The 21656-nt window shown below is 63.7% G+C and carries 22 protein-coding genes; 14 read left to right on the top strand and 8 right to left on the bottom strand.

Translation table 11 applies throughout. The annotated features are described in order from the left end of the window. The 3 genes from hisD to VSR72_RS01150 form a co-directional block, all read right to left on the bottom strand. Positions 1 to 1284 (bottom strand): histidinol dehydrogenase, encoded by a 1284-nt coding sequence (hisD, locus tag VSR72_RS01140; RefSeq protein WP_342950568.1) that lies wholly within the window; start codon positions 1282 to 1284, stop codon positions 1 to 3. Positions 1285 to 1350: 66 nt separating this feature from the next. Continuing rightward, the gene (locus tag VSR72_RS01145) at positions 1351 to 2394 is read right to left on the bottom strand and encodes an SMP-30/gluconolactonase/LRE family protein (RefSeq protein ID WP_342950569.1); all 1044 of its coding nucleotides are present in this window, start codon (positions 2392 to 2394) and stop codon (positions 1351 to 1353) included. Between the two features lie 59 nt (positions 2395 to 2453). Next, the gene (locus tag VSR72_RS01150; RefSeq protein WP_342950570.1) at positions 2454 to 2924 is read right to left on the bottom strand and encodes a VOC family protein; all 471 of its coding nucleotides are present in this window, start codon (positions 2922 to 2924) and stop codon (positions 2454 to 2456) included. Between the two features lie 156 nt (positions 2925 to 3080). Here VSR72_RS01150 and VSR72_RS01155 point away from each other — a divergent pair, with 156 nt between their 5' ends. The 5 genes from VSR72_RS01155 (at position 3081) to VSR72_RS01175 (ending at position 8299) form a co-directional block, all read left to right on the top strand. Further along, the gene (locus tag VSR72_RS01155; protein ID WP_342950571.1) at positions 3081 to 4022 is read left to right on the top strand and encodes a LysR substrate-binding domain-containing protein; all 942 of its coding nucleotides are present in this window, start codon (positions 3081 to 3083) and stop codon (positions 4020 to 4022) included. 179 nt (positions 4023 to 4201) lie between these two features. Next, positions 4202 to 5428, top strand: coding sequence for an MFS transporter (locus VSR72_RS01160; protein WP_342950572.1), 1227 nt, complete (start codon positions 4202 to 4204; stop codon positions 5426 to 5428). A 220-nt stretch (positions 5429 to 5648) separates the two neighbouring features. Beyond that, positions 5649 to 5780, top strand: coding sequence for a hypothetical protein (locus VSR72_RS01165; RefSeq protein ID WP_342950573.1), 132 nt, complete (start codon positions 5649 to 5651; stop codon positions 5778 to 5780). Between the two features lie 296 nt (positions 5781 to 6076). Beyond that, on the top strand, positions 6077 to 6844 hold the full coding sequence (locus VSR72_RS01170; protein ID WP_342950574.1) for a ParA family protein: 768 nt from the start codon (positions 6077 to 6079) through the stop codon (positions 6842 to 6844). 99 nt (positions 6845 to 6943) lie between these two features. After that, a complete protein-coding gene (locus VSR72_RS01175) occupies positions 6944 to 8299 on the top strand; it encodes a tryptophan leader peptide (RefSeq protein ID WP_342950575.1) in 1356 nt (451 codons plus the stop codon). Between the two features lie 47 nt (positions 8300 to 8346). Here the strand turns inward: VSR72_RS01175 and VSR72_RS01180 are convergent, their stop codons facing one another. Together VSR72_RS01180 and VSR72_RS01185 are read right to left on the bottom strand one after the other, a co-directional pair. Then, positions 8347 to 9108 carry an ABC transporter permease gene (locus VSR72_RS01180; protein ID WP_342950576.1) on the bottom strand — a complete coding sequence of 254 codons (762 nt, stop codon included), beginning with the start codon at positions 9106 to 9108 and terminating at the stop codon, positions 8347 to 8349. Next, positions 9105 to 10109, bottom strand: coding sequence for an ABC transporter ATP-binding protein (locus VSR72_RS01185; protein ID WP_342950577.1), 1005 nt, complete (start codon positions 10107 to 10109; stop codon positions 9105 to 9107). Before VSR72_RS01185 ends, VSR72_RS01180 begins: the two co-directional genes overlap by 4 nt. A gap of 286 nt (positions 10110 to 10395) precedes the next feature. Between VSR72_RS01185 and VSR72_RS01190 the strand changes: the two genes are divergently transcribed. Next, positions 10396 to 11199, top strand: a complete 804-nt coding sequence (locus VSR72_RS01190) for a transporter substrate-binding domain-containing protein (protein WP_342950578.1) — start codon at positions 10396 to 10398, stop codon at positions 11197 to 11199. A gap of 70 nt (positions 11200 to 11269) precedes the next feature. Here the strand turns inward: VSR72_RS01190 and VSR72_RS01195 are convergent, their stop codons facing one another. From VSR72_RS01195 to VSR72_RS01205, 3 genes are read right to left on the bottom strand one after another with little or no spacing between them, the layout of a single operon-like run. Then, positions 11270 to 12598, bottom strand: a complete 1329-nt coding sequence (locus VSR72_RS01195) for a cytochrome c (protein ID WP_342950579.1) — start codon at positions 12596 to 12598, stop codon at positions 11270 to 11272. A gap of 11 nt (positions 12599 to 12609) precedes the next feature. Then, the gene (locus VSR72_RS01200) at positions 12610 to 14874 is read right to left on the bottom strand and encodes a xanthine dehydrogenase family protein molybdopterin-binding subunit (RefSeq protein ID WP_342950580.1); all 2265 of its coding nucleotides are present in this window, start codon (positions 14872 to 14874) and stop codon (positions 12610 to 12612) included. 1 nt (position 14875) lies between these two features. Then, the gene (locus VSR72_RS01205) at positions 14876 to 15331 is read right to left on the bottom strand and encodes a (2Fe-2S)-binding protein (RefSeq protein ID WP_342950581.1); all 456 of its coding nucleotides are present in this window, start codon (positions 15329 to 15331) and stop codon (positions 14876 to 14878) included. Positions 15332 to 15672: 341 nt separating this feature from the next. Between VSR72_RS01205 and VSR72_RS01210 the strand changes: the two genes are divergently transcribed. The 8 genes from VSR72_RS01210 (at position 15673) to VSR72_RS01245 (ending at position 21629) form a co-directional block, all read left to right on the top strand. Then, entirely contained in the window at positions 15673 to 16095 is a 423-nt protein-coding gene (locus VSR72_RS01210; RefSeq protein WP_342950582.1) for a hypothetical protein, read from the top strand. A 199-nt stretch (positions 16096 to 16294) separates the two neighbouring features. Continuing rightward, a complete protein-coding gene (locus tag VSR72_RS01215; protein ID WP_342950583.1) occupies positions 16295 to 17449 on the top strand; it encodes an amine dehydrogenase large subunit in 1155 nt (384 codons plus the stop codon). 13 nt (positions 17450 to 17462) lie between these two features. After that, positions 17463 to 18029: a MauE/DoxX family redox-associated membrane protein gene (locus tag VSR72_RS01220; protein ID WP_342950584.1), complete on the top strand. Its 567-nt coding sequence runs from the start codon at positions 17463 to 17465 to the stop codon at positions 18027 to 18029. Continuing rightward, on the top strand, positions 18029 to 18661 hold the full coding sequence (mauD, locus tag VSR72_RS01225; protein ID WP_342950585.1) for a methylamine dehydrogenase accessory protein MauD: 633 nt from the start codon (positions 18029 to 18031) through the stop codon (positions 18659 to 18661). Before VSR72_RS01220 ends, mauD begins: the two co-directional genes overlap by 1 nt. Positions 18662 to 18699: 38 nt before the next feature. Next, on the top strand, positions 18700 to 19239 hold the full coding sequence (locus VSR72_RS01230; RefSeq protein ID WP_342950586.1) for a methylamine dehydrogenase light chain: 540 nt from the start codon (positions 18700 to 18702) through the stop codon (positions 19237 to 19239). A gap of 68 nt (positions 19240 to 19307) precedes the next feature. Beyond that, a complete protein-coding gene (locus VSR72_RS01235; RefSeq protein ID WP_342950986.1) occupies positions 19308 to 19742 on the top strand; it encodes a cytochrome c in 435 nt (144 codons plus the stop codon). Then, a complete protein-coding gene (locus tag VSR72_RS01240; RefSeq protein ID WP_342950587.1) occupies positions 19739 to 20203 on the top strand; it encodes a cytochrome c in 465 nt (154 codons plus the stop codon). The genes VSR72_RS01235 and VSR72_RS01240 overlap by 4 nt, the downstream gene beginning before the upstream one ends. A gap of 64 nt (positions 20204 to 20267) precedes the next feature. Beyond that, the gene (locus VSR72_RS01245; protein ID WP_342950588.1) at positions 20268 to 21629 is read left to right on the top strand and encodes a DUF1329 domain-containing protein; all 1362 of its coding nucleotides are present in this window, start codon (positions 20268 to 20270) and stop codon (positions 21627 to 21629) included. Positions 21630 to 21656: the final 27 nt, after the last annotated feature.

Here is a 21656-nt window from a genome sequence, read left to right on the forward strand (position 1 = left end):
TCAATCGCGTTTGCCAAGGCGGCGCACGCGAATATCGGCCTGCTCCTTGTGGCCGGAGAAGTGTTCGAGCGCGCACAGCCGCGAGCAGACTTCGCCGATCTTCACCGAGGCTTCGTCGGTGAGGATGCGCTGGTAGCTGTGCGTCTTGATGAACTTGCCGACCCACAGGCCGCCCGTGTAGCGCCCCGCGCCCATCGTCGGCAGTGTGTGGTTCGTGCCGATCACCTTGTCGCCGTACGAAACGTTGGTGCGATGGCCGAGGAAGAGCGCGCCATAGTTCGTCATGCGCTGCAGGAACCAGTCGGGGTCGCGCGTCATCACCTGAACGTGCTCGGAGCACAGGCGCTCGGCTTCCTGAAGCATTTCCTCGTCCGTATCGCACAGGATGACCTCGCCGTAATCGCGCCACGCGACGCTCGCAACGGGCGCGGTGTCGAGGCGCGCGAGCACGGCTTCGATCGCGGCGGGCAATTCGGCGGCGATCTTCTTGCTCGTCGTGATGCAATACGCGGGCGAAGTCGGGCCGTGCTCGGCCTGGCCGAGCAGGTCGACGGCCACGAGCTCAGCGTCCACAGTATCGTCGCAGATCACGAGCGTTTCGGTCGGACCCGCGAACAGGTCGATGCCCACGCGGCCGTAAAGCTGGCGTTTCGCCTCTGCAACGAACGCATTGCCGGGGCCGACGATCATGTCGACGGGTGCGATGTGTTCGGTGCCGAGCGCCATCGCGGCCACGCCTTGCACGCCGCCCATCACGTAGATCTCATCGGCGCCCGCGAGCGCCATCGCCGCGATGATCTCCGGCGAAGGCTGGCCGTCGAACGGCGGCGCGCACGCAATCACACGCTTGACGCCCGCGACCTTCGCAGTAAGCACGCTCATGTGGGCCGAAGCGAGCAGCGGATACTTGCCGCCGGGAATGTAGCAGCCCACCGAATTCACGGGGATGTTCTTGTGGCCGAGCACGACGCCCGGCAGCGTTTCAACTTCCACGTCGCGCAGCGACAGCAACTGGATCTGCGCGAAACGGCGAATCTGCGCCTGGGCGAACTGGATGTCCTCGATGGCCTGCGGCGAAAGCGCGTCGATGCACGCCTGAATCTCTTCCTGCGAGAGCCGGAAATTCTCGGGGTTCCATTTGTCGAACCGTTCGGAATACTCACGAACGGCGGATTCGCCGCGTGCTTCGATGTCGGCGATGATCTTCTCGACGGTCATGCGTACTTGCGCGTTGTTGTCGGCTTTGGCCTGGGCCGTCTGGCCCTTCTTGAGGTGTTCGATCATGTCGTTCTACCTGTGCAAATGAGGTGAAGTCGTGGAGCGGCGCGGGCCGCGAATTCAGAGGCGTCGTTACTCAGTGTGCGTAGCCGATAGGTGCCAGTGCGCGAGCGGCAGACCGGGCACGGGCGAGCGGAAGCTCGCGAGCGTGTTGCCGCCCAGGCTGCCCAGATACACCGTGCGCAGATCGGGGCCGCCGAACGTGAGGCTCGCCATCATCGGTGCGAGCGTGCCGCGGCAGGCGCCCATCAGCTCGGGCGTGGTGGTGCCGTTGCGATAGTGCTCTTCGTATCGCGCGACGGCTTCGGGGTTGCCGTCGTCGAGCAGCGTGAGCACTTCGCCCTCGGGCGTGAGGGCGATGAGCTTTTCGGTGAGGATCAGCGTGATCCAGAGATTGCCGTGCGCGTCGAACGCGAAGCCATCGGGAAAGCCGCCCAGATCATGCGGTCCATAGATCTCGCGGTCGGTGAGCGAGCCGTCGTCTTGCACGCGCAGGCGCGAGATGCGTCGCGCGTTGGTTTCCACTACGTAGAGCCATTCCTCGTTTGCGTCGAGACGAATCTCGTTGGTTCCGACAAAACCGTCCGCGACGATGCGGATGCCATGCTCGTCGATCAGACCCACGTAGCCGTCGGCGGTCTTTTCGTTGATCGAGCGTGTCCACGGCACCTGGCGCGTGGTCACGGTGAACCAGATGCGCCCGCGCGTATCGGTGAGCACGAAATTGGTCTTGCCGAGCGGTTCGCCGTCGATGCGGTCATAGAGCGTGCGCGAAGCGCCGTCGCGCGTCATCAACTCGATGGCGTCGGTGCCGAAGTTCGCAATCACGATGTTGCCGTCGCGATCGAAGGCGAGACCGTTGGGCAGCGTGCCGCCCATCATGAGTTGTTTCGCGTCCTGCGAAGAGGGCTCCTGCGTATGCTCGCTTTGTTGCGCGATCAACGTTTGCGTACCGTCGGGTGCAATGCGTACGACGCCACCGCGCGCGTCTGCGGTCCAGAGCGTACCGTCGCGCTCGGCGAGAATGCATTCGGGGCGCAGCAGATCGTGGCCGACCATGCGGATGTCGTTGCGGTTGACCTGCCAGCCGTGCAGCGGGTTATGCGAAGTCGTCATGGGAACGGGTGCGCGTAAACGTATGAAGTAAGGTCAGGTAAGGGACGTGGCGAGCGGATTCAGCGAAAATCGCGATCGGCCGCAAACGGTTCGAGCAGCTCGATCAGGTTGCCGCTCACGTCGCGAATGAAGGCCGTGGGATTGCCGTCCACCTTCAGTTCGAAGGCGATGTCGGCGCCCGCGTCGCGTAGCGCGGCGACTGCCGCACTCACGTCGGGCACTTCGAAGCACATATGCTTGTTGCCGTGCGTGCGCAGATCGAGGTTTGGCTCGCGGCGCTCGTCGGGCAAGGGCGCCGCGCCCGGCACTTCGAAGAGCTCGATACGGTATTGATCGCGGCGCACGAAGGCGATACGCGCCGGAATCTTCTCGACGGTGAGTTGCTGCTCCAGCGTGAAGCCGAGCATGCGGCCATACCAGGCGACAGCGGAATCGAGGTCGGGCACGCTGACGCCGAAGTGATGGGGTCGCAACGCGGGAAGCAGCGGTTGGGACGGCTCGCAAAGCTGCGTGAAAGGCGCCGACTGCATGGGGGTTGTCTCCGGCTTTGTATGGGTGCGCCGCAAGCGACGGCCCGGTGAATCAATCGTATGGCCGTACTGTAGGGTGATTCATCTGTCGCTTCCATCAATTCCTAGTGGAAACACGCATTGATGCAATCGGATGCTCGCGGGATAGTGCGCCCCATGAGACTGGGTCACTTCGACATGAATTTGCTGGTCGCGCTCGATGCGCTGCTGGACACGCGCAGCGTCACGCGAGCGAGTGAGCGGCTGCATATTGGCGCGTCGGCAACGAGCAGCGCGCTGGGCCGTTTGCGCGAGTACTTCAACGATCCGCTGTTGATGCAGGTTGGGCGGCGCATGGAACTCACGCCACTCGGGCGCAGCCTTGCGCAGCCGGTGCGCGAGATTCTGCTGCGCGTGCAGTCGACAGTCGTTGCGCGACTGGAGTTCGACCCGGCGCAGGCGCGCCGCAACTTCGTGATCCGCGCGTCGGACTACCTGACCACAGTACTGCTAATCGATGTGGTGCAGCGCCTGCAGCGCGAGGCGCCGGGTATCACGCTGCACATCGCCAACATGACCGACGACGTGCCCGACCGGCTGGACCGGGGTGAACTCGATCTCGTGATCTATCCGAGCGTGTCGGTCAATCCCGATCACCCCTCGCAGGCGCTCTTCGAGGAGACGTACAGCTGCGTAGTGTGGGAGGGCAACCCGCTCGTAGGCGAGACGCTTACGGCCGAACAGTACGGCGAACTGGGTCACGTCGCCGCGACCTTCGGCGACAGCCGCAGCGCGAGCGTAGAGGGCTTTCTGCTGGCGAGCCGCGGCATCTCGCGCAATATCGAGGTGACGACCACCAATTTCAGCACACTGCCGCAACTGGTCATCGGCACGACGCGCATTGCGACCGTGCTCACGCGCCTCGCGAAGATTTACGCGCATTTTCTGCCGCTGCGCGTGCTGCCGCTGCCGATGGATCTGCCGCCGCTCGTCGAAATGATGCAGTGGCACGCGATCAACGACGGCGACCCGGCGCATGCGTGGTTGCGCCGTGTACTGCTGGAGCAGGCACAGGCCAGCGCCCATGCACCCGGCGCGGCGCTCCAGCAACGCGGTTAAAGCCCGCGCGGCGCGAAGCCGGGCGCATCGATTCGACGACATCAAATGGTCTTGTCGACGCAATCTGATTGTGTCGTAACGTCGCGGGCGGAATCATTCGTCTCACACACAAACGGGAAGCAGGCAGTTCTGCATTGCAGCGCTGCGTGCCCCACTTCAAATAAATCGGAGACGACCTCATGCATGTCCAGGTGGAAAGGCGCGCCGGCGCGCCGGCGCATCGCGAAGCGAACGTACTTCACGCGCTCATTTTGCTCAGCACCGTGATTTGCGGCACGCTGGCGCCCACAGTGATCGGCCCGGTGCTGCCCGCAATGCAGCAGCATTTCGCGAGCGTGCCCGGCATCGAAACGCTGGTGCCCGTGGTGGTGACCATGCCGATGCTCGTGCTCGGCGCGCTGGCCATGGTGATCGGCGCCGTCAGCGACAAGATCGGCCGCAAGCGCGTGCTGGTCGGCTCGCTGGTGCTCTATGCGATCGCCGGCACCGCGCCGCTCTATCTCGACTCGATTCATTCGATACTCGCGAGCCGCGCGCTGGTCGGCTTCGCCGAAGCCGCCGCGATGACCGTGAGTACGTCGTTCATCGGCGACTACTTCACGGGCGCCAAGCGTGACCGTTACGCTGCACTGCAGGTCACCGTGGCCTCGACCTCGGCCTTCGTCTTCAACCTGATGGGCGGCATGCTGGGCGCCTACGGCTGGCGTACGCCGTTCGCCGCGTATGCGCTGCCGCTGCTGCTCGCGCCGCTCGTGCAGATTTTCATCTGGGACACGCAAGGTGCTGCGCCCGAAGCCCATACGCGCGCCGATGCTGACGAGCCCGAATTCCGGCCTTGGCTGCTCGCGCTGATCTGCCTCGCGGCATTTGGCGTCGGTCTCGTGTTCATGATCGTGCCGGTGCATCTTTCGTTCATGCTCGTTCAACTCGGCGTGCACTCGACGAGCGCAATCGGCTTTGCCTACGCGGTAAACAGCGCCGGGATCATCGTGGGTACGCTTGGCTTCGGCTGGTTCATCGCGAGCCGCTGCTCGGTGCTTCAGCAGTTCGTGCTGGGGATGATCGTGTGCGGGCTCGGCTTCGTCTCTATGGGCACGGCGCACGACGAGACCATGCTTACGGTGGGCGGCGCGATCAACGGTCTGGGCTGCGGCATCGCACTGCCCGCGCTGGTGAGCTGGGGCCTGCGCTCGATGCCGTTCTCGCGGCGCGGATTCGGCACGGGCGCGTTCACGGCTGCGCAATTCATCGGCTACTTCTGCAGCCCGATCATCGTCATGGGCATGGTCATGAACTGGGGATCGCGTTTTGCAGTCGTACAGGCCTGGGGCTTCGCGCTGTTCGTGCTCGCGGCGGTGTGTGTGGCGGGATCGCTGCTGCGCGTGCGCCGACTGAAACTCGGCTGAGCGAAAGCGGGTTTCCTCATCTACCTTCGAAGTCTGTGCGCCATGGGTGACCGACGCGCTTGTTCAGGCGTCCGGATCATTCAATGGCGCTTTGCTTTTTGGCGATGCGAGTGCGCTCCTCCTCGTGTATGCGCGGATTTCAGGTCGTAATCACACGAAATCACTCTGTAAGTCACTTGATCTATCCTCAATGCATCAAGTGCGCAGGCAGAGGTGTGCCATGAGACCCTATCTGGTCGCGTTCATGGTCGTCGTTGCGGTGGTGACGACAATAGGGTGCCCGACCGCGGGCTATGCGCACGGTAAAGGGGATGGCTACGCCGGTCCGCCGCCGACCGGATTTCGCAAGTGAGATTTCGTCAACCGCTTACTGCGGGTCATGATCGACCCCATGGAGACAAGCACATGAAAGCTCGACGCATCTTTGCAGCCCTGTTGGCCGTATCGCTTGTCCTGGCGCTGCCAGCAACCGCGAGTTACGCATGCGACGGTGGTGGTTATAACCCGCCAGCCCAGGGTAAATGAAGCGGTTGCGTAACTAGCAACGCACCGACAAAACCTGCTCCAAACATCTTTTTGCAGCGCCGCATCGGGTATGCTCATCCCCATCCGTCTCATTGAATTGACGAGAAACAGGGGAGCGAAGACATGCGGCGTGTGGTGTTCAATCAGAAGGGTGGCGTAGGCAAATCAACGATCGTTTGTAATCTCGCTGCCATCAGCGCGAATGAGGGCCAGCGTACGCTCGTCATCGACCTCGACGCGCAGGCAAATTCGAGCCAGTACCTGCTCGGCGCGGCTTCCACCGATGCGAAGCCCAACGTCGCCGACTTCTTCGAAACCGCGCTCACTTTCAGCTTCAGGCCGATCGACGTCACGTCGTTCATTCATTCCACACCCTTCGAGAATCTGGACGTGATGCCCGCGCATCCCGATCTCGACACGCTGCATGGCAAGCTCGAGTCGCGCTACAAGATCTACAAGCTGCGCGACGCGCTCAAAGAGCTCGACATGTACGATGCGATTTACATCGACACGCCGCCCGCACTGAACTTCTACACGCGCTCCGCGCTGATTGCGGTCGAGCGCTGTCTCATTCCATTCGACTGCGATGACTTCTCGCGCCGCGCGCTCTATACGCTGCTCGAAAACGTGAAGGAGATTCAGCAGGATCACAATGCCGCGCTCACGGTGGAAGGCATCGTCATCAACCAGTTTCAGCCGCGCGCGAGCCTGCCGCAGAAGCTCGTCGACGAACTCGTGGATGAAGGCTTGCCGGTGCTGTCGTCGCGGCTGTCGTCGTCGGTGAAGATTCGCGAATCGCACCAGCAGGCCAAGCCCGTCGTTCACCTCGACCCCGCGCACAAACTCACGCGCGAATTCGTCGCTCTCCATCACGAACTCAGCGGAGCATAAAGGGCAAGAGCGGACATCACCGGTTTACGCCCTCGGCGGAGTGTGCAAGTATCGCTCGCAGCGAGTAGCACCGATACTTGCTCTCTTGCGAGGTGCAGAATGGACTGGAGGTTCTGGAAAACAGAGAAGCGCGAAGAACAGGCGCGCAACTGGCCCACCGATACGCATGAATCGATACGCCAACTCCTGAGCATGTACCAGGGCGTTGGCACACCGCCGTTCGCGAACTGGGCAGCGCCCGGCATCGCGTTCACACCCGAGGTCGAAGCGACCGCACAAAATGGGGTCAAGGGCTATCAGCTCGCCCTCTGGTTCTGGCTGTTTGCCGAGAAGCACGGCACCATCGCGGCGAGAATGGCGCGCGAAACTTTTTGCCTGCTTGCCGATGCCGCGCAGCTTTCGTCGGGAGACGCGATCGACGCGCTCCTCGATCAGGAAAATCGCCTGGCGCATTCCGTCGAGGCCATTTCTGCCGATCAACGCGCGTTCAGACTGGAAGGTGTTCCCGTCGAATTGCCGATGGAATTCTTTCTGGCCACGGGCACCCTCAGGCTTCGACCCGACTCGCCTTATGCAGGGGATGCGGGCGTCTCCCTGCAAGGCAACGATTACAAACTCGCGGACTGCTTTCGCCACGCCACTGACGAAGCGCTTGCTGTTTTCCGGCCGATGATCCAGGCGGTCGAATTCGACGCGAAATCGCTGCCAAACTGGAAATGGAGCGCACGGCCGGGCGCGGCTGAGAGGCATCTACAGCGGCGCTACAGCAATCCGCTTTTCCCGCTGCACCGGCAGATGGTGACGGCCCACGACGTTCACGAAGCGCGACTCGCCGACAACCAGGCGCTTCAGGATATTCGCAACGAACTCAACGAGGTGCGCCGCGCATTCTTCGAAAAGCCGGAGTTGCCGTTGAACTGGCTCGCGTACCTCGAAAGCTATCGGGACGAAGTGGATCGGCTCGATGAACGCCGCCTGGTCGCGGGCGGGCAGAACGCAGCACTTGGCGAAGCGATAGCGGCGCTGCGCGCCGACATTCTGGCGCCGTGGCGTGCCGAGATACAGAAGAATCGCAACAGCCTCGCCGCGCTCGAGCAGGACGAAGCGCGCAGGGCCGAACGGCGCACTCTGCTGTACGGTTGCGACTGGACCGCGCAACTGTTGAGTCACGGCTCGCTGATCCCACCGGAGGAAGTCGTTCCCGCGTTGCTGAGCGAATCCCCATCAGAGTTGGAGCGGGCGGTGACGGGCCTTCAGTCCGAACCGCGCTTGCATGAGACGCTCGCTCATTGCAGGGCCGTTGGGCATCGGATTGTCAATGAGCTTCGCGCGGCAGGTCACAGCTTTCCCGATATGACCGACAAGCTTCGGATTCTGGACGGCTCGTTCGACGGCCCGCTGAACCGCCCACAGGAAGGCCCGCTCGACAGCGCACCGGGGCAGGTGCCGGCCTGAAGTTCGAGGCGGGCACCCGGCGAGTTAGCCAACGTCAGTTGCTAACGTCAGGTTTTCAGCCGGTAGCCCGTCTTGAAGATCCACGCAGTGATCGCGAGGAACACCACGAGAAAGGCGGCGGTCATGCCGAGACTCACGCCAACGTCGACGTCCGCGAGCCCGTAGAAGCTCCAGCGAAATCCGCTGATCAGGTAGACGATCGGGTTGAACAGCGTGATCACCTTCCAGGCGGTAGGCAGCATGTCGACCGAGTAGAAGGCGCCGCCGAGGAAGGTGAGCGGCGTGATGATCAGGAGCGGCACGATCTGCAGTTTTTCGAAGTTGTCTGCCCAGATGCCGATGATGAAGCCGAGCAGGCTGAACGTGATGGCCGTCAGCAGCAGGAACAACACCATCCACACCGGATGCTGGATCTCGATCGGCACGAAGAGCCCCGCGGTTGCGAGGATGATGAGCCCGAGCACGACCGACTTGGTCGCCGCGGCGCCGACATAGCTGATCACGATCTCGAGGTACGAAACGGGCGCCGAGAGCAGTTCGTAGATCGTGCCCGTGAAGCGCGGGAAGTAGATGCCGAACGACGCGTTCGAAATGCTCTGCGACAGGAGCGACAGCATGATGAGGCCCGGCACGATGAACGCGCCGTAGCTCACACCGTTCACTTCCTTGATGCGCGAACCGATCGCGGAGCCGAATACGATGAAGTAGAGCGAGGTCGAAATGACGGGCGCGACAATGCTCTGCATCAGCGTGCGCCGCGTGCGCGCCATTTCGAACCGGTAGATGGCGCGAATTGCGTAGTGGTTCATCGGGAGGTTACCTGTCCTTTGCCGTTTTCCGCGACGGAGGCCATCGTGGACTGTGAGTCGGGCTCTGAAGCGGCTGCCGGGTCCTTATGGACGAGACTCACGAAGATGTCTTCCAGCGAACTCTGGCTCGTTTGCAGGTCCGTGAAGCCAATGCCGGCGTCGCTCAGGTTCTTGAGCAACGTGATGATGTCGTTGCGTTCGTTTTCGCTGTCGTAGGTGTAGATGAGTTCGGTGCCGCCGTGGGCCAGTTCGAGCCCCCAGGCGATGAGACCGTCCGGAATGGCGCTCAGCGGAGCGTCGAGTTGCAACGTCAGTTGCTTGCGGCCCAGCTCGCGCATGAGCACGTCCTTGTGCTCGACGAGCATGATCTTGCCCGCGTTGATGACGCCGATGCGGTCCGCCATCTCTTCCGCCTCGTCGATGTAGTGGGTGGTGAGGATGATCGTCACGCCGCTCGCCTTGAGCCCGCGCACGAGTTCCCACATGTCGCGGCGAAGCTCCACGTCCACGCCCGCAGTCGGTTCGTCCAGAAACAGCACTTGCGGCTCGTGCGCGAGCGCCTTCGCTATCAGCACGCGGCGCTTCATGCCGCCCGAGAGCGTCATGATCTTGTTGTTCCGCTTCTCCCACAGCGAGAGGTCGCGCAGTACGCGCTCGACATAGGCGGGGTTGGCCGGCTTGCCGAACAGGCCGCGGCTGAAAGACACGGTGGCCCAGACCGTTTCGAACGCGTCGGTCGTCAGCTCTTGCGGCACGAGGCCGATCAGCGAGCGCGCGGCGCGGTAGTCGGCGAGGATATCGTGACCGGCCACGCGCACGCGGCCTTCGCTCGCATTGACGATGCCGCAGATGATGCTGATGAGTGTCGTCTTGCCCGCGCCATTCGGCCCCAACAGGGCGAAGATCTCGCCGCGCTGGATGTCCAGATTGATGTCGGTGAGCGCCCGGAGTCCCGATGCGTAGACTTTCGAGAGATTCTCGATGGAGAGGATCGTTTGCATGTGCGTGACATTACCAGAAGCGCGCGCAAGGCATCGGTGGGGACCGCCGGACGCCCATTAGTCGGGTTTCCGGCGCGACCCAGTCATGCCAAAAGCCGATGATAGCGCGGTGCCAGGCGCATTCGGGTTTGCCCCGTTCTGGGCGCCGCACAGCGCGGGAAAGTACTCAGTTGCGCGGGCTACGATCGCGTAGCCGATCGTAGTATTCTCTAGCGACGCGGCCTCGGGGGGCGCTGATGTGCCATCGCGAAGCAGTCCAGATATCCACATAAAGAGGAGAAGTTGAATGAAGTTAACGAAGCTCCTGTTCACTAGCGCGCTAGCCGTATCGGCACTGGGATTCACCGCCGTTTCCGCCCATGCGGAAGACCTGCTGGATTCCGTCAAACAGGCCGGGGTGCTCAAGATCGGCCTGGAAGGCACCTATCCCCCGTTCGATTCTCGTGACAGCAAGGGCGATCTCGTTGGCTTCGACGTCGATGTCGCGAAGGCCGTGGCGGCCAAGCTTGGGGTTAAGCCCGAGTTCATTCCCACCGAGTGGAGCGGCATTATCGCGGCGCTGCAGGCCGGCAAGTTCGATGTGATCGTCAATCAGGTGACCGTCACGCCGCAACGCCAGCAGGCGCTCGACTTCAGCCAGCCGTACACGTATTCGGCGGCGCAGTTGATCCAGCGCTCCGACGACAAACGCGAGTTCAAGACGCTCGACGAATTCAAGGGCGACAAGAAGCTCGGCGTGACGCTCGGCACCAACTATGACCAGATGGCGCGCGCCGTGCCGGGCATCAACGTGCAAACGTATCCCGGCGCGCCCGAGAAGCTGCGCGATCTGGCCGCGAAGCGCATCGACGCGACGATGGACGACCGCCTGATGCTGCCGTACATCATCAAGACGTCGAATCTGCCGCTGCGTCCGGGCGCCGTGTTGCCGGGCGCCGATCAGCAAATGGCCATTCCGTTCCGCAAGGGCAATCCGAAGTTCGAGAAGGCGATCAACGACGCGCTCACCTCGCTCAAGCAGGACGGCACGCTCAAGAAAATCTCCATGCAGTGGTTCGGCCAGGACGTGACGCAACCGCTCACTCACTAACGCTACATCGTTTCACGACAATCGCGCCGGCCGCATTCATGGCCGGCGCGATCGTTTCAACACGCCTTTCCTAGCGCGCAGCCTGCGTCCTCGTGCGCATCTTCGCGACCTCTGCCGCGCCCACTTCCCCCGCCTTGTTGTTCCAGCCCGCGCGAACGAACGTGAGCACGTCGGCGATCTGCTTGTCGCTTAGGACATCTGCATAAGCGGGCATGGGGTACGGCGCGGGCATGCCCTGGATCACGAGATCGCCGGTGCCGTTGAGCGTGACGTTGATGAGCGACGACGCGTCCTTCTCCAGCACGTTCGGATTGCCCGCGAGCGGCGCGAACATCGGCGCGAAGCCGCGCCCGTCGGCGCCGTGGCAATGCATGCAGTACGCCGTGTAGACGCGCGCGCCCGCATCGTTCGCCGGGCGCGAGAGCGACACTTTCGTTGCCTGCCCGTCGTACGCATAGGCCGGTCCGCCATCGCCACCCTTGGCCGGCAGCGACTTCAGATACACCGCGATCGCGTTGACGTCCGTGTCGTTCATGGCCTGGGTGCTTTTGTTGACGACATCGGTCATCGCGCCGAACGCCGAGGCGTGCTGGTTCGCGCCCGTCTTCAGGAACTGCGCGAGGTCCGCTTCGCTCCAGCGCCCGAGGCCCGTGTTGTGGTCTCCCGTCAGGTTCGAGGCGAACCAGCCGTCGAGCGCAGCGCCCGTGAGCCAGGCGTCGCCGCTTTCGTCGAGCGCCTTCTCATTGAAGCCGATGCCGCGCGGCGTGTGACACGAACTGCAGTGCCCGAGACCCTGCACGAGGTACGCGCCGCGATTCCATGCCACGTCCTTGCCCGCTTTGTCCTGGTACGCGCCCTTCTCGAGGAAGACGGCGTTCCAGATCTTCAGCGGCCAGCGCATGTTCATCGGCCACTTGATGTCGGAGTCGCGGTTGCTCTGCTTGACCGGCTGCACGCCCTGCATGAAGTACGCGTAGAGCGCGGCGACGTCTTCGTCGCGCACCTTCGCGTACGAGGGGTAAGGCATCGCCGGATAGAGGTTGTGGCCGTCTTTCGCGACGCCCTCACGCATGGCGCGCGCGAAGTCCGCCTGCGTGTAGCCGCCAATGCCAGTGTCCGGGTCGGGCGTGATGTTGGTCGTGTAGATGCGGCCCATCGGCGTGTTCATGGGCAGCCCGCCCGCGAACGGCTTGCCGTGCGGCGCCGTGTGGCACGCCGCGCAGTCGCCCACGGCGGCGAGGTAGGCGCCGCGCTGGATCGTGGCGGCGTCCGCTGCGAGGGCGGGGCGCGCGCTCACGCACGCGAACGTCACGGCGGCCGCGAGTGCGAGCTTTGCACCGTTGCCGGCGGCGCGGCGCGGGCCGCGGGCGCGTTGGGAGGCGTCGATCGTTTTCGTCATGGTTCGCTCCCTCAAGCCTGATTCGTGGACGCGCCCGCGTTCACGAGCTGGCGGCCCACGGGCAAATGCCGCAGACGCTTGCCGGTAGCCGCATAGATCGCGTTCATCACGGCCGGTATGACCGCCGAGGTGCCGGGCTCGCCGATCCCGCCAGGCGCTTCGGCACTCTTCACCATGTGCACTTCGATCACCGGCATCTGGTCGATGCGCAGGATGCGGTAGTCGGTGAAGTTGGTTTGCGTGACGCGCCCGCGCTCGATCGTGATCTCGCCCCACAGCGTCGCGGTGATGCCGAACACGATGCCGCCCTGGATCTGCGCCTCGATGGTCTCGGGATTCACGGCCATGCCGCAATCCACGGCGCACACCACGCGGTTCACGCGCACCTCGCCGTTGTCGACGGTGACGTCCGCGACCATGCTCAGGAAGCTGCCGAACGCGTGCATCACCGCGACACCGCGCCCCTGGCCCTTGGGCATGGGCGGTCCCCAGTTCGCGGCGCGCGTGGCCACGTCGAGCACGCCGAGCGCACGCGGCGACTTGCCGAGCAGATTGCGGCGGTAGGTGACCGGATCGGTTTTCGCAGCCACGGCCAGTTCGTCGATGAAGCTTTCCACCACGAACGTGCCGCGCGTGGGCCCCACGCCGCGCCAGAACGCGGTGGGCACCGCATGCGGTTCCTGGCGCACGTATTCGATCAACTGGTTCGGCAGGTCGTAGGGCAGGTCGGCGGCGACTTCCACGGCGTCGGGGTCCACGCCGTGCTGGAAGGCGGGCGGCGCGAAGCGCGCCATGATCGACGAACCCGAAATGCGGTGCTGCCAGGCCACGGGCTTGCCGTTCGCATCGAGCCCGGCCGAGATGCGGTCGTAGTAGTACGGCCGGTACATGTCGTGCTGAATGTCCTCCTCGCGCGTGTAGAAGACCTTCACCGGCACATTGAGCTGCTTGCCGATCTTGAGCGCCTGGGTGATCGCATCGACTTCGAGCCGCCGCCCGAAGCCGCCGCCGAGCAGGTGGTTGTGCAGCGTGACCTGCTCGGGCTTGAGGCCGGTGACGGCCACGGCCGCATCCACGGCGCGCGTGGGCACCTGGGTGCCCACCCATATTTCGCAGCTATTCGCCTGCACGTGGACCGTGCAGTTGATCGGCTCCATCGTTGCGTGCGCAAGGAACGGCTGCTGATAAACGGCGTCGATGCGCGTCTTCGCGTTGCCGAACCCCTGCTGCACGTCGCCATCCTTGCGCGCCACGGCGCCTTCGCGTTGCGAGGCGCTCGCGAGATCGCCGACGATCTGCTGCATCGACACGTTCGCACCCGCGCCTTCGTTCCACTCGACGACGAGCGCCGCCGCGCCCCGTTTCGCGGCCCACGTGTGCGCGCCGATCACGGCCACGGCGTTGTCGATCTTCACAATCTGCGTGACGCCGGGAACCTGCTTCGCGTGCGTGTCGTCGACCTTCGCGAGCGTGCCGCCGAACACAGGGCAGTTCACGATGGCGGCGTAGACCATGTCGGGCAGGCGCACATCGAGGCCGAAGAGCGCCGAGCCGTCCACCTTCTCCGGCGAGTCGAGACGCTTTGTGGGCTTGCCGACCAGCGTGAAGTCTTTCGGGTCTTTGAGCGCCACTTTCTGCGGCACAGGCAGGTGCGCGGCCGCATCGACGAGCTGGCCGTAGGCCAGGCGCCGGCCGCTCGCATCGTGCAGCACCTCGCCCGCCTTGGCGTGGCAGGTGGCGGGATCGACCTGCCACTGCTGCGCCGCCGCCTGGATCAGAACGCTGCGCGCCGCCGCGCCCGCTTCGCGCATGGGTTGCCAGGCAAAGCGGATCGACGTCGAGCCGCCCGTGAGCTGGCCGCCCAGCAGCGGGTCCATGAAGAGTTTCTCGTTGGGCGGCGCGTGATCGATCGTGACGCTGTCGAGCGGCACCTCGAGTTCTTCCGCGATCAGCATGGGAATGGACGTGTACACGCCTTGCCCCATCTCTACCTTCGGGACGATGAGCGTGACCTTGCCCGAGCGGTCGATCTGCACGAACGCGTTCGGCTCGAACACGCCGTCTTGCGGGGCTTCGTTGGCATCGCCGCCGACGACCGACTTGCGCGTCTGGCTGTCGCCCTGGGCGCCGGCCGAAAAGCTGATGCCAAGCAGCAGGCCGCCGCCCGCTGCCGCGCCGAGCTTGAGAAAGGTGCGGCGCGAGAGTTGGCCGCTTGCAGCGTTTTGCTGCTTGCGTTGCGGCGCGCCGTTTTGCGCATCGAGGAGACCCTGTGACATATCAGGCCTCCTTGGCGGCTTGCTTGATGGCGGCGCGAATCCGCACATAGGTGCCACAGCGGCAGATGTTCCCCGCCATGGCGGCGTCGATGTCCGCGTCGCTCGGGTTGGGATTCGCGGCGATGAGCGCCGCCGCCGACATCACCTGCCCCGATTGACAGTAGCCGCACTGCACGACGTCGATCGCGCGCCAGGCCTTCTGCACCTTCTGTCCCGCAGGGGTCGCGCCGATGGCCTCGATGGTGGTGATCTTGCGGCCCGCAACGGCCGCGACCGGCAGCACGCACGAGCGCGTGGCCTCGCCGTCGAGATGCACGGTGCATGCGCCGCACTGCGCAATGCCGCAGCCGAACTTCGTGCCGGTGAGGCCGACGATGTCGCGCAGGACCCAGAGCAGCGGCATGTCGGGCGGCGCGTCGACCGTGTGAGTTTCTCCGTTGATGGTTAGCGTCGTCATGGGGAGCGGCTCTCCGAGAGTGGGGATTTGTCGTTCTTGATCGTGCAATCGAAGCGTGCGCGCGCTGGCTGTTCCGTTTTAGAGGCTAATGAATAGGCTAAAGCGCAGGCCCGTGGGCACGGCCTTTCGACAACCGTGCGAGTGTAGCGCCGCCTTTAAATACGTGCAGAAAACGGTCCCCGCCTGGTCATTTCCGACGACGAACATAGCCTCGCAGCGCGCGTCACAACGCCCGGCAACCTCCAATATCGGCAAACCGTTCGTGGTGATATAGCCGTGCGCGTGTTTTTGCGGGATCATCCGGCCCTCCAGGCTGCGGGATCTCACGCTATTCACTACCCATGGAAAACGGGCTTCTACTTTTTCCGGTCGCGGCGCTGCATGTCGAAGCGACCGGCGAACCGCTCTGGTTTCGCCGCGCGCCCAATTCGCACGCGGCAGTCATCTCCGACTTCGGAGACGTTCCCGATGTGCTTATGCGTCTGCCTGAATGCTGGCGCGTTGTTCCTGGCGCCCGGCTCGAAGGGTTGCATGACGACGAGGACATCACCGCCGCCGACCCGCGCTTCAACGGCGCGCTCCCGCATCACCACTTCGCGGTCGTTCGCCATACCGACCGGCGCCTCAACATCGCTCTCCTCTTGATCAACGCTGCGGAAGCCGTGCTGTTGCCTACCCGCATTTACGGTGCGCGCGAGCGGTTCGAACTCTGCGTGCCGGGCGTGGAAGCGGCCCCTGTCGAATTCACTTATCAAAGCGCGTGAGCCACGGCGCACGTGTACGGGTGATCCCTGCTAGGCAGCGCCTCAAGAAAATGCCCCACGTCATTTTGTAAGCCGATCATTGGCATCGTAAGAATTGCGTAATAATTATGCCGATCGTTTGCCGATTTGGGAGCTGTTTCAAAAATTATCTAAAGCTAATTTTCTGCAAGGCCAAAACGAATGTTCTTGCGGAGAAAAGATGCTACGAAATTGGAGACGGGCGCTACTTGTGGCGGGCGGCGCCGCAATAGCAGCCCATGCGGTTCACGTCCTCGCAGCCGAGAAGGCAGAGGACCTGACGATCGCGAAGATGCCGGCATACAGCCCGCATCAGGTGTACGTAGTGGACGTCAACTTCAGCTCGATGACGGACGCGCGCACGTATGTCCTCGACGCCGACGGCAACCGCTTGCTTGGGCAGATCAATACTGGCTTCGCGCCGGGCTTCGCGATCAGTCCCGATCACAAGACGAGCTACGTCGCCACCACGTACTTCGCGCGCGGCTCACATGGCACGCGTACCGATGTCGTCGAAACGACGGACAACACGACGCTGCAAATCACGGGCGAAGTCGTGATTCCGCCGAAGCACGCACAAAGCGTACCGTCACCGTATAACACGTCGCTTTCCAAAGACGGCAAGTGGCTTTACGTCTCGAACATCACGCCGGCGACGTCGGTCACGGTGGTCAACACGGCCACGCACCAGGTCGCCTCGGAAATCGATACGGACGGCTGCGTGCTCGCCTATCCGTCGGGCAACGACCGCTTCACGTCGCTGTGCGAAAGCGGCAAGGCGCTGACCATCGTGCTCGCGAACGGAAAGGAAAAGAGCCGCAAATTGTCGGACCCGTTCATCGATGTCGCGAAAGACCCGGCATTCGTGAACGCGTCGCGCAGCGGCGATACGTACTGGTTCGCGACCTTCAACGGCAAGGTGCGCACTGCGGACTTTAGCGGCCCGGCGCCCGTGTTCGGCACGCCGTGGGCGCTCGTGACGCCCGATGAAGCGAAGGCCGGCTGGCGTCCCGGCGGCCTGCAGCAAACCGCGCTGCACGTGCCGACGCAGCGCCTTTTCGTGGCGATGCACCAGGGCGCGGATGGCTCGCACAAGGACCCGGCAAGCGAAGTGTGGGTGTTCGACCTGAAGACGCATAAGCGTATTGCGCGCTGGAAGCTCGCGGACCAGAAGATCGATCCGCTGCTCTCGATCCAGGTCAGCGAAGACGCGCATCCGCTCTTTTACGGCATCACGACGACTTCCGACGTGGTCGTGGCCGACGCGGCAACGGGCAAGCTCAAGCACGTTCAGAAGCAGGTCGGGGCGACATCGTCGCTGCTGGTCAATCCGTGACGAGGCGCGAATCATGATTTCAAGTCTCGTTATCGATCCGGTCGTCTCAACCGTTGCGCTCGCAACCACGTCGATCATCACCCTGACGCTCGCGCTGCCCAAGGTCACGCGACAGTCCGACCTGCGGCAAGCCGTGGCGGGCTTCCAGTTGCTGCCGGACGCACTCGTCACGCCGTTCGCACTCGCGTTGCCGATCCTCGAAATTGGCGGAACACTCGCGAGCCTCGCGCCCGCTACGCGAAGCTTCGGCGCCGCGTCGCTCGCCGCGCTCTTCGTGCTGTTCGCGCTCGCACTGGGCATCAACGTGGCCCGCGGGCGCACCAATATCGACTGCGGCTGCAATGGCTTTCGCCAGTCGGATCGCCCCGACGCCCACTCGATCAGCTGGGCGCACGTGGCGCGCACGCTGCTGCTGGCGGTGCTTGCCGCACTCGTCTGCGTGCCGCAAAGCGCTCGCGTGGTCGTCTGGTTCGACTACCTGAGCGTGCTGAGCGCGACGCTCTTCGCCGTTGCCGCATTTTTTACCCTGGACGTGCTGCTTGCCAACCGTCCGAAGCTGAATCACCTGAGGAACTCGTAATGGAAAACGCACTGTTGATCTCCAACGCTTTGCTGTGGGCCGGTGTGCTCGCGCTCGGCGCCATCTCGCTCGCGCTCGTGCGCCAGGTCGGCATTCTGTACGAACGCATGATGCCGGTCGGCGCGCTGATGATCGACAAGGGGCCGGCGGTCGGCACCGTGGGTCCGTCGTTCGAACTGGGCGCGCTCGACGGCCGCCAGGTCAAGGTGGGCGGAATTTCGGCGGCAGGGCGCAGCACGCTCGTGTTCTTCCTCTCGCCGAGCTGCCCGGTGTGCAAGAAACTGCTGCCGCTGCTGCCGTCGATCCAGGCACGCGAAACGGCCACCGACATCGTGCTCGCCAGCGACGGCGACACCACGGAACACGCGGCCTTCTACAAGAAGCTCGGCCTGAGCCAGTTCCCCTACGTGCTCTCGCAGGAACTGGGCATGGCCTACCAGATCGGCAAGCTGCCCTATGCACTCCTGATCGATGAGTCGGGCAAGGTCCGCGCAAAGGGTCTCGTGAATTCGCGCGAGCACCTGGAAAGCCTCTTCGAAGCGAAGGAGCGCGGAGTGGCTTCGCTGCAGGAGTTCGTCCACGCGGATCACGCTGGTCACGATCACGCGAACCACGCTGAGCAGCACGCCTGAAGCACGTCATCAAAGAACAGAACGACAGGACGACAAGCATGAAATGGTTCGACAACTTCTTCGAGCTGAGAGCGCGTACCGTCGCACAGCGCAGCTCGCGGCGCAGCGCCATGGCGACGCTTGGCCGTGCGCTGGTCGGCTCGGCGCTCGTGCCGCTGTTGCCGGTGGACCGCACGTTCGCGGCGGAGAACGCAGCCGCGGCGAGCGGAGCTAGCGCACCGGCGGCGGGTAAAAACGACGATCCGTATAGCTGCGACTACTGGCGCTACTGCGCGATCGACGGCTGGCTTTGCAGCTGCTGCGGCGGCACCTCGAGCAGTTGCCCGCCCGGCACGACGCCTTCGCCCATTACGTGGATCGGCACTTGCCGCAATCCGCACGACAACACCGATTACATCGTGTCGTACAACGACTGCTGCGGAAAGACCTCGTGCGGGCGCTGCTTCTGCAATCGCAACGAGCGCGAGAAGCCGCTCTACAAGCTCTCGCTGAACAACGACATCAACTGGTGCATGGCAAGCGGCAACGCGAACTATCACTGCTCTGTATCTGCCTTGCTCGGAGTGGCGCAGCAATGACATCGACGATTTCCAACCGGCGCCTCGCGAAGTGGGCCATGACGCTGTGCGCGGCGGGTGCCGCGCTGATGGCGGGTGAAGCGTTCGCGCAGAACGTGCAGTTCGCGCCTGGCAAGGCCTTCTTCGACACGAAGTGCGCCGTGTGCCACCAGGCAGGCGGCAGGGGGCAGGACGGTCTCGCGCCGCCGCTCACGGAGTTGCCGGGTCGCTACGCCGCGAATGCAGAAGGGCGCAAGCAGCTTGGTCTCACGGTGCTCAACGGCATGTTCGGCCAGATCGCGATCAAGGACAAAACCTACAACTTCAAGATGCCGAGCTTCCGGGGCGAATCCGACGAGGATATCGCGAACGTGCTCAATTACCTCGTGTTCGATGCGAACGCGAAGCATGCGGGCGCCAAGCCGTTCACGGCTGCGGAGGTGAAGGCGCTGCGCGTCACGCAGATGGACGGCGCTCAGGTGCGCGAGCATCGCGAAGCCACGCTCAAGAGCCTCGGGCTATGAAGACGCGGCGCGCCCATACATGGCTTGCCGTGTGTGCACTCGTGCTCGGCGCGAGCGCACATGCGCAGGAGCCCGGCTACGACGCGGCCAGGGCGCGCGAGGCGTGGACGCTCAACTGCATGGGCTGCCACACGGGCGACGCTCATGCCATTCCTGGCAAGGTGCCGCCGCTCGCCAACGAACTCGGGCATTTCGTGCGCTTGCCCGAAGGGCGCGAGTTCGTGATGCGCGTACCGGGCGCGTCGAATTCGTCGCTTAGCGACGCGGATCTGGCGAACGTTCTGAACTGGCTGATCGATACGAAGAACGCGGACACGCGGCCCGCAGATTTCAGGCCCTATACCGCGCATGAAATTGCAGCCCGGCGCAGGCCGGCGCTCACCGACGTCGCGAAGCATCGCGCAGCGATCGTCGAGCGTATGCACGAAAGCGGCGATACAGCCGTGGCTAAACAGTACTAACGAAAGAGAAGGCGAGCCGCGACGCGGTGGCCGTGCGATTCAACAGGTATCGGAGATCGAGACAATGAAAGGCAAGACACAGGTAGGAGCAGCGTGTTCGGCAGCCGTGCTGGCAGCCATCCTGGGCACGCTCGCAAGTGGGGCGCTGGCGGACACGTCCGGCATGGAAAAGGGTGCGAGCGCCGATGGCCGGATTCCCGCCTACGCGGGTCCGCAGGCCTCGCCCGCCGACTGGTCGTACGGCAAGCTGCGCGGCGACTACTGGAAGCACAAGGGCGAGAAGCCGCTTTACTCGATCGACGCGAGCAACGTCGACAAGTACGCGGACAACCTTACGCCCGGCCAGGTGCAGTTGATCAAGCAGAAGAAGGGCTATCGCATGGACGTGTACCCGACGCACCGCGAATGCGGCGCGCCGGACTTCGTGCAGGCCAATACCGCGCTCAACGCGACCCAGGCGAAGCTCGATTCGACGGGCGAGGATCTGCAGAACGCGAGTCTCCCGGGCATGCCGTTCCCCGCGCCGAAGACCGGTGCCGAAGCCATGTGGGACCACCTCGCGCGCTATCGCGGCATTGGCGCGGAGTGGCAGAAGTCGGTGACTGCGGCCTCGCCGCGACCGGGCAGCACGGACTGGATCAAGGCCGAATCGAAGCAGACGCTGTTCTTCCCGTGGGGCAAGAAGGGCACTGCGACGCCGCAGCAGGCCGGCATGCTCTACGCGATCTACTTCGCCTATGAAACGCCCGCCGCGCTTGCGGGGCAGGGTCTCGTGCAGCGCGATTACTTCGACAAGGCGAGCGACACGTTCTACTACTTCACGGGTCAGCGCCGCGTGCGCCGCATGCCGGCGTATTCATACGACGCGCCGCAGATCGGTTTCGAAAACCAGTATACGGTCGATGAACCGTGGCTCTTCAACGGTCAGCTCGATCGCTTCAACTGGAAGCTGGCCGGCAAGAAGGAAATCTATATTCCGTACGACGACTTCGGCATGTTCAACTTCAAGGCGAAGTTCGACGACGTCTTCAAACCCGATGGCGTGAGCCCCGAAGCGCGCCGCTATGAACTGCATCGCGTCTACGTCGTCGAGGCGACGCTGAAGTCCGGCGTGCGTCACGTGGCGACGAAGAAGGTCTTTTATATCGACGAAGACAGCGGCCTTGCAGTGGCGGGCGAAGACTACGATGCCCAGGGCAAGCTCTGGAAGGTCAAGGAGGCGTATCCGATTCCCGTGTACGAGCTGCACGGCGCATGCGACGTCGAGCCGTTCGTGCAATACGACCTCAGCAACGGCCGCTACGTGACCGACCAGTCGACCATCGGCACGAATACCGACATCCGCTGGTACGAAGACTCGAACGATGCGCGCTTCAAGGACGACTTCTACTCGTCCGAGAACCTGCGCGCCGTGAGCGAGCGATAAGGTAGCGTCCAGCAGTGACGGCGCGCA

The sequence above is a fragment of the Paraburkholderia sp. JHI869 genome (genome assembly GCF_038900775.1).
In the GTDB taxonomy this organism is placed as follows: Bacteria; Pseudomonadota; Gammaproteobacteria; order Burkholderiales; family Burkholderiaceae; genus Paraburkholderia.

Coding starts and splice junctions, on each gene's coding strand:
- VSR72_RS01160 (WP_342950572.1), top strand. CDS start 4,202: ATGCATGTCCAGGTGGAAAGGCGCGCCGGCGCGCCGGCGCATCGCGAA.
- VSR72_RS01245 (WP_342950588.1), top strand. CDS start 20,268: ATGAAAGGCAAGACACAGGTAGGAGCAGCGTGTTCGGCAGCCGTGCTG.
- VSR72_RS01215 (WP_342950583.1), top strand. CDS start 16,295: ATGCTACGAAATTGGAGACGGGCGCTACTTGTGGCGGGCGGCGCCGCA.
- VSR72_RS01155 (WP_342950571.1), top strand. CDS start 3,081: ATGAGACTGGGTCACTTCGACATGAATTTGCTGGTCGCGCTCGATGCG.
- VSR72_RS01190 (WP_342950578.1), top strand. CDS start 10,396: ATGAAGTTAACGAAGCTCCTGTTCACTAGCGCGCTAGCCGTATCGGCA.
- VSR72_RS01200 (WP_342950580.1), bottom strand. CDS start 14,874: ATGTCACAGGGTCTCCTCGATGCGCAAAACGGCGCGCCGCAACGCAAG.
- mauD (WP_342950585.1), top strand. CDS start 18,029: ATGGAAAACGCACTGTTGATCTCCAACGCTTTGCTGTGGGCCGGTGTG.
- VSR72_RS01175 (WP_342950575.1), top strand. CDS start 6,944: ATGGACTGGAGGTTCTGGAAAACAGAGAAGCGCGAAGAACAGGCGCGC.
- VSR72_RS01180 (WP_342950576.1), bottom strand. CDS start 9,108: ATGAACCACTACGCAATTCGCGCCATCTACCGGTTCGAAATGGCGCGC.
- VSR72_RS01170 (WP_342950574.1), top strand. CDS start 6,077: ATGCGGCGTGTGGTGTTCAATCAGAAGGGTGGCGTAGGCAAATCAACG.
- VSR72_RS01205 (WP_342950581.1), bottom strand. CDS start 15,331: ATGACGACGCTAACCATCAACGGAGAAACTCACACGGTCGACGCGCCG.
- VSR72_RS01240 (WP_342950587.1), top strand. CDS start 19,739: ATGAAGACGCGGCGCGCCCATACATGGCTTGCCGTGTGTGCACTCGTG.
- VSR72_RS01220 (WP_342950584.1), top strand. CDS start 17,463: ATGATTTCAAGTCTCGTTATCGATCCGGTCGTCTCAACCGTTGCGCTC.
- VSR72_RS01235 (WP_342950986.1), top strand. CDS start 19,308: ATGGCGGGTGAAGCGTTCGCGCAGAACGTGCAGTTCGCGCCTGGCAAG.
- VSR72_RS01165 (WP_342950573.1), top strand. CDS start 5,649: ATGAGACCCTATCTGGTCGCGTTCATGGTCGTCGTTGCGGTGGTGACG.
- VSR72_RS01210 (WP_342950582.1), top strand. CDS start 15,673: ATGGAAAACGGGCTTCTACTTTTTCCGGTCGCGGCGCTGCATGTCGAA.
- VSR72_RS01150 (WP_342950570.1), bottom strand. CDS start 2,924: ATGCAGTCGGCGCCTTTCACGCAGCTTTGCGAGCCGTCCCAACCGCTG.
- VSR72_RS01230 (WP_342950586.1), top strand. CDS start 18,700: ATGAAATGGTTCGACAACTTCTTCGAGCTGAGAGCGCGTACCGTCGCA.
- hisD (WP_342950568.1), bottom strand. CDS start 1,284: ATGATCGAACACCTCAAGAAGGGCCAGACGGCCCAGGCCAAAGCCGAC.
- VSR72_RS01195 (WP_342950579.1), bottom strand. CDS start 12,598: ATGACGAAAACGATCGACGCCTCCCAACGCGCCCGCGGCCCGCGCCGC.
- VSR72_RS01185 (WP_342950577.1), bottom strand. CDS start 10,109: ATGCAAACGATCCTCTCCATCGAGAATCTCTCGAAAGTCTACGCATCG.
- VSR72_RS01145 (WP_342950569.1), bottom strand. CDS start 2,394: ATGACGACTTCGCATAACCCGCTGCACGGCTGGCAGGTCAACCGCAAC.